Annotated in this window: 5 protein-coding genes; all 5 read left to right on the forward strand. The window is 65.0% G+C overall.

The window, feature by feature from the left end; translation table 11 throughout:
- A partial coding sequence (locus WB785_RS25565; protein WP_424083032.1) for a potassium-transporting ATPase subunit KdpA occupies nucleotides 1–758 on the forward strand: 758 nt, incomplete at its 5' end.
- 1 nt (nucleotide 759) lies between these two features.
- Nucleotides 760–2,940 (forward strand): potassium-transporting ATPase subunit KdpB, encoded by a 2,181-nt coding sequence (kdpB, locus tag WB785_RS25570; RefSeq protein ID WP_424083034.1) that lies wholly within the window; start codon nucleotides 760–762, stop codon nucleotides 2,938–2,940.
- Nucleotide 2,941: 1 nt separating this feature from the next.
- Nucleotides 2,942–3,877 (forward strand): potassium-transporting ATPase subunit C, encoded by a 936-nt coding sequence (locus WB785_RS25575; protein ID WP_424083036.1) that lies wholly within the window; start codon nucleotides 2,942–2,944, stop codon nucleotides 3,875–3,877.
- 49 nt (nucleotides 3,878–3,926) lie between these two features.
- Nucleotides 3,927–6,497: a DUF4118 domain-containing protein gene (locus tag WB785_RS25580; RefSeq protein ID WP_424083038.1), complete on the forward strand. Its 2,571-nt coding sequence runs from the start codon at nucleotides 3,927–3,929 to the stop codon at nucleotides 6,495–6,497.
- Nucleotides 6,494–6,888, forward strand: a 395-nt coding sequence (locus WB785_RS25585) for a response regulator (protein WP_424083040.1), incomplete at its 3' end; no start/stop codon positions are given. The genes WB785_RS25580 and WB785_RS25585, both read left to right, overlap by 4 nt.

Below are 6,888 nucleotides of genomic sequence, written 5' to 3' on the forward strand. Positions count from 1 at the left end.
TGGCTCACCACGGGACCGTGCCCTCGGCGGTCGGTGCGGCCCTGGAAGGCGTCGAGCAGCGTTTCGGTATCGCCGACTCCGGAGTCTTTGCCGACGCGACCACGCTCACCTCTACCGGGGCCGTGGATTCGGCGCACGACTCGTATACCAGCATGGGTGGGCTGATCCAGCTGTTCAACATGCAGATCGGCGAGGTGGCGCCGGGCGGGGTGGGCTCGGGCCTCTACGGCATGCTCATCATGGCGATTCTGACCGTGTTCATCGCCGGGCTCATGGTCGGTCGCACGCCGGAATATCTCGGCAAGAAGATCAGGCCCCGCGAAATGAAGCTCGCGGCAAGCTATTTCCCGGTGACCGAGTTGCTCGTGTTGCTCGGTACCGGCATCGCGATCGGGTTACCCGGCCCGCGAACCAGCATGGCCAACACCGGACCGCACGGCCTATCGGAAGTGCTTTACGGGTTTACCTCCGCAGCCAACAACAACGGTTCCGCGTTCGCCGGCCTGTCAGCGAACACCACGTGGTACAACATCGCGCTTGGTTTAGCGATGGTCATCGCCAGATTCCTGCCGATAATCCTGGTACTCGCGCTGGGTGGATCGCTTGCCCGCCAAGGCCATACACCCGAGTCCTCCGGCACGCTTCCTACCCACCGGCCGCAGTTCGTCGGCCTCGTCGCGGCTGTGACGGTCATCTTGTGTGCCTTGACCTTCCTGCCGATGCTGGCACTCGGACCGCTCGCTGAAGGAATCCACTGAAATGACAACGACTTCGGCTTCGACGGCCGGAAAAGCCCACTCCGGCCATTCATCACACCACCACAGCGGCCACGCACCGGGCGGGCGGGTCCGGGGCGGACTGATCGACCCCAAGCTGTTGGCCAAATCGGTACCCGATGCGTTGCGCAAGCTCGATCCGCGCACGTTGTGGCGCAACCCGGTGATGTTCATCGTCGAGATCGGCGCCGTCTGGACGACCGTGCTGGCAGTCCGCGAGCCATCGGTGTTCGGCTGGCTGATCGTGTTCTGGCTTTGGCTGACAGTGCTTTTCGGCAACCTCGCTGAAGCTGTCGCCGAAGGACGGGGCAAAGCTCAGGCCGACGCCCTGCGTAAATCGAAGGCCGACACCATCGCGCGCCGATTGCACGGCTGGTCACCGGACACTCCCGGCACCGAGGAGGACGTCCGGGCCCCGGAACTGCAAAAGGGCGACATCGTCGTCGTGGAGGCCGGCGAATTCATTCCGGGCGACGGCGAGATCGTGGAAGGTATTGCGTCGGTTAATGAATCGGCCATCACCGGCGAATCGGCGCCGGTGATCCGGGAATCCGGCGGCGACCGCTCCGCGGTGACCGGCGGCACCACCGTGCTCTCGGACCGCATCGTCATCAAAATCACCCAAGAGCCCGGCAAGAGCTTCATCGACCGGATGATCGCACTCGTCGAGGGCGCCAACCGCCAAAAAACACCGAACGAGATCGCGCTGAACATTTTGCTTGCGGCGCTGACCGTCATCTTCCTTTTCGCGGTGGCGACGTTGCAGCCGCTGGCGATCTATTCCAAGATCAACAACCCGGGCGTGCACGACACCTCCGCGCTCACCAACAACGGCGTCACCGGTGCGGTCTTGGTGTCGCTGCTAGTGTGCCTGATTCCCACCACGATCGGCGCGTTGCTGTCGGCGATCGGCATCGCCGGCATGGACCGGCTGGTTCAGCGCAACGTGCTGGCGATGTCGGGCCGCGCGGTCGAGGCCGCCGGCGACGTCAACACATTGCTGCTGGACAAGACCGGCACGATCACCCTGGGCAACCGGGAGGCGTCGGAATTCATCCCGGTCACCGGCGTCACGTCCGAGGAGCTGGCGGACGCCGCGCAGTTGTCCAGCCTGGCCGACGAAACACCGGAGGGCCGCTCGATCGTCGTCTACGCGAAGGAGGCCTACGGGCTTAGGCAGCGCTCCCCTGGTGAGCTCAGCCACGCCCACTGGGTCGAATTCACCGCGACGACAAGGATGTCGGGAGTGGACCTCGATGGAAAACAGCTGCGCAAGGGTGCGGCGAGCTCCGTCGCCAAGTGGGTTCGCGAGCAGGGCGGCGTCATTCCCGAAATGCTCGGCGACATTGTCGACGGCATTTCGGCCGCCGGCGGTACGCCGCTGGTGGTTGGCGTGGTCAGCGACGGCGGCGCCAAGACTGGCGACGTGCTGGGGGTCATCCACCTCAAGGACGTGGTTAAGCACGGCATGCGTGCGCGCTTCGACGAGATGCGCAAGATGGGCATCCGGACGGTCATGATCACCGGTGATAACCCGCTGACCGCCAGGGCAATCGCCGACGAGGCCGGAGTCGACGACTTCCTCGCCGAAGCCACCCCGGAAGACAAGATGATGCTGATCAAGCGTGAGCAGCAGGGTGGCCGGCTGGTCGCGATGACCGGTGACGGCACGAACGACGCGCCCGCGTTGGCTCAGGCCGACGTCGGGGTGGCGATGAACAGCGGCACCAGCGCGGCCAAAGAGGCCGGCAACATGGTGGATTTGGACTCCGACCCCACCAAGCTCATCGAGATCGTGGAAATCGGCAAGCAGCTGTTGATCACCCGTGGCGCGTTGAGCACGTTTTCGATCGCCAACGACATCGCCAAGTACTTCGCGATCATCCCCGCCATGTTCGTGGCCCTATTTCCCGGCCTGGGGCTGATCAACGTGATGCGGTTGCACAGCCCGCAGTCGGCGATTCTTTCCGCGGTGATCTTCAACGCGCTGATCATCGTCGCGCTGATTCCGCTGGCGCTGCGCGGCGTGCAGTACACACCGAGTAGCGCGTCAAAACTGTTGAGCCGCAACCTGTACGTCTACGGGCTGGGCGGCATCGTCGCGCCGTTTATCGGCATCAAACTGATCGACCTGCTCGTGCAATTTATCCCAGGGATGAGCTGACATGAACCTTAGCAACCTGATTCGGCAGCACTGGGCGGCGCTGCGCGCCCTGCTCGTGCTGACCGTGATCACCGGCTTCGTCTACCCCTTGGCCGTCTGGGGAGTCGGGCTACTTCCCGGGCTGCACGCCAAGGCGGAGGGCTCGATAGTCAAGGTTTCCGGAAAGCCGGTCGCCAGCAAGCTGATTGGCCAGTCGTTCACCGACAAAGACGGCAACCCACTGCCGCAGTACTTTCAGAGCAGGCCCTCGGCGGCAGGGACGGGCTACGACCCTATGGCATCAGGCGCCACCAACCTGGGCCCGGAGAGCATCGTCGACACACCAGCCGATCCAGCCAGGCTGGCTCCGGGTGCCGATCCGTCGACAGCCGGATTCAAACCCAGCCTGCTGACCCAGGTGTGCGCGCGCAGTTTCGCGATCGGAAAGCTCGAGAAGGTCGACGGCTCACGCCCGTTCTGCACCGGTGGCGGGGTGGGCGCAGTGCTGTCGGTGATCGGTCCGCGGGATTCGTCCGGAAAGGCGATCCATCCGACCCGGGTGGTCAGCGTGAACGAACCTTGCGCAAAGCCCGGCAGTGCACCAACGACGGTGTTTCAGCAACTCTACGAGGGTGTCCGGGTGGACTGCGCTTCCTACGGTCAGGACTACTCGGTCGGTCAGATCGTTCCGATTCGTGGAGCAGCGTCTGACCACCCCGCGGTACCTGCCGACGCCGTCACCGCCAGCGCTAGCGGCCTCGATCCCGACATCTCGCCGGCGTACGCCGATATCCAGGTGGACCGGGTGGCCCGCGCCCGCGGGATCAGCGCTGACCAGGTGCACGACGCGGTGAGCCACAACCAGCACGGTCGGCTGCTCGGCTTCATCGGCGAGCCGGTGGTCAACGTGGTGCAACTCGACCTCGAGTTGGATCGCAAGTACCCGGTGAAGGCTTGAACTTCCGAGTACGCGTGAAGTCTCGATCTTTCCGATAGATGATGTTCCTGTGACTTCCGATGCGTCGGCTGCGGGGCCAGCAACCGCCGAGCGAGGGCAACCGCAACGTCGCGGCGACTTGCGCATCTACCTCGGCGCGGCACCCGGGGTCGGTAAGACCTGCGCCATGCTTGGCGAGGCGCATCGGCGGCAGGGACGGGGTACCGACGTCGTCGCGGCGGTCATCGAAACCCATGGCCGCAAAAAGGTTGCCGAACTCGTGGACGGCATCGAGGTCATTCCACGGCGCAAGCTTTCCTACCGTGGAACCGAGTTTTCCGAACTCGACGTCGAGGCGGTGTTGCGGCGTCGCCCGACGGTGGCGCTGGTCGACGAATACGCGCACAGCAATATCCCCGGCAGCGCCAACTCAAAACGTTGGCAGGACATCGAAATGCTGCTTGACGCGGGAATCACCGTGATCTCCACGCTCAACATTCAGCATCTGGAAAGCCTCAACGACGTCGTCGCCTCGATCACCGGTGTCGAGCAGCGTGAAACGGTGCCCGACGATATCGTCCGAAAAGCAGCTCAGATCGAGTTGGTCGATATCACACCAGAAGCGTTGCGGCGCAGGCTCGCTCACGGGAACGTCTACCCGCCGGAGCGGGTCGATGCGGCGCTGTCCAATTATTTCCGCCCCGGCAACCTGACCGCGCTGCGTGAACTCGCGTTGCTGTGGCTTGCCGATCAGGTCGACGCGGCGCTGGCGACGTATCGTGCGGAGAAGAAGATCACCGACAGCTGGGAAACCCGCGAACGGGTAGTTGTCGCCGTGACCGGCGGCCCGGAATCAGAAACGTTGGTACGCCGCGCTTCTCGCATCGCATCGAAGTCCAGCGCGCAACTGATGGTCGTGCACGTGGTCCGCGGCGACGGGCTTTCGGGTATCTCCGCGCTGCAAGCGACCAAAGTGCGCGAACTCGCTACCAGCTTGGGCGCAACGGTGCACACCGTGGTCGGCGATGACGTGTCGGCCGCGCTGCTGGAATTCGCCCGCGAGACGAACGCCACCCAGCTGGTGATCGGCAGCTCGCGGCGGTCGCGGTGGGCGAGCTTTTTCAGTGAGGGAATCGGCGCGGCCACCATCAAGGACTCGGGCAAGATCGACGTCCACATGGTCACTCACGACCAGCTCCACCCCGGGTTTTCGTTCGCGTCGATCTCGCCGCGGGGCCGGCGACTCGCGTCGTGGCTCGCGGCCATCAGTGTGCCGTGGGTCATGTGGGCAATCACCGCGGCCTGGTTGGACACGGTGCTGGACGTCGGCGGCAAGACTGCCGTCTTCTTCCTCGGGGTGATTGCCGTCGCGCTGTTCGGCGGCGTGGCACCGGCACTCGTGTCAGGGCTGTTGTCCGCGCTGCTGCTGAACTGGTTTTTCACCGACCCGCGGCATTCCTTCGCCGTTGCCAATCCAAGCCATCTCATCACCGAAGTGGTTGTGCTGGGAGTCGCCGTAGGCGTCGCCGCGCTGGTCGACACCACGGCCAACCGCGCTCGCGAGGCCCGACTCGCGGCACAGGAGGCCGAGTTGTTGGCGCTGTTCGCCGGATCGGTGCTGCGCGGCGGCAACCTCGACACGTTGCTGGAGCGGGTGCGCGAGGCCTATTCCCAACGCACGGTGAGCCTGGTGCGCGAGGTCGACGGTGGTCGGCAAGTGATTACGGCGGTGGGCACCGACCCATGCGCGACGGTCGATTCCGCCGACACCGCGGTCAGCGCGGGCAATGACGAATTCTGGTTGCTGCTGTCCGGGCGAGCCTTGACCGCCCGCGACCGTAAGGTCTTGTCGGCCGTCGCTACCCAAGCCGCCGGTCTGGTCAAACAACACGAGCTCACCGAAGAGGCCGGCAAAGCCCAGACCCTCGCTCAGGCCGCCGAGATGCGCCGCCTGCTGCTCTCGGCGCTCGGCCATGACCTGCGCACCCCGCTGACCGCCGCGAAGGCGGCGGTATCCAGCCTGCGCGCCGAAGACGTCTGGTTCTCCCCCGACGACACCGCGGAATTACTTGCCACCGTTGAAGAGTCGATCGACCAGCTCTCAGCGCTGGTGGCCAACCTGTTGGACTCATCCAGGTTGGCCGCAGGGGCGGTCCGGCCGGAGCTTTCCGAGGTCTTTCTCGAAGAATCCGTGCAGCGCGCACTGGTCAGTATCGGCACGCACAGCACGGTCTTCGGCCACGACGCCCTGGACCGGGTCAAGGTGGATGTCGGCGGCACCGTCGTGATGGCCGATGCGGGGTTGCTTGATCGGGTGCTGTCCAACCTCATCGACAACGCATTGCGCTACGCGCCCGACAGCCTGGTGCGGGTCAATGCCGCTCAGGTCGCCGATCGGGTGCTGATCAACGTGGTCGACGAGGGACCGGGCGTCGCCCGCGGCGCCGAGGAGCAGATGTTCGAACCGTTCCAGCGGCTGAACGATACCGACAACAGCATCGGCCTGGGCCTGGGCCTGTCGGTGGCTAAGGGGTTCGTCGAGGCGATGGGCGGCACCATGCAGGCGACGGACACTCCGGGTGGCGGGTTGACCATCGCGGTGGAGATGGCCGCCCCAGAGCCACCGTCGGAGCAGCGATGACCCGCGTACTTGTTGTCGACGACGACCGGCAACTCCTGCGGGCACTGCGCATCAACTTGTCGGTGCGCGGCTACGAGGTGATCACCGCCGCAACAGGTGCGCGCGCATTGGCCGCCGCCGCCGAGCAGCCACCCCACGTTGTGATCCTGGATCTCGGCCTGCCGGATATATCCGGCATTGACGTGCTCGCCGGGCTGCGCGGTTGGATGACAGCTCCGGTGATCGTGCTGTCAGCGCGTACCGATTCTTCTGACAAGGTGGGGGCACTCGACGCAGGTGCCGACGATTACATGACGAAGCCGTTCGGCATGGATGAACTGCTGGCCCGGTTGCGCGCCGCGGTGCGACGGGCGGCGGTGGCCACTGGCGCGGACAACCCGGTGGTGGAAAC

Origin of the sequence: Mycobacterium sp. (assembly GCF_049585075.1) — a bacterium.
Taxonomy (GTDB): domain Bacteria; phylum Actinomycetota; class Actinomycetes; order Mycobacteriales; family Mycobacteriaceae; genus Mycobacterium.

Excerpts from the sequence above, each read along its gene's own strand:
- WB785_RS25575 (WP_424083036.1), top strand. The coding sequence starts at position 2,942 with ATGAACCTTAGCAACCTGATTCGGCAGCACTGGGCGGCGCTGCGCGCC.
- kdpB (WP_424083034.1), top strand. The coding sequence starts at position 760 with ATGACAACGACTTCGGCTTCGACGGCCGGAAAAGCCCACTCCGGCCAT.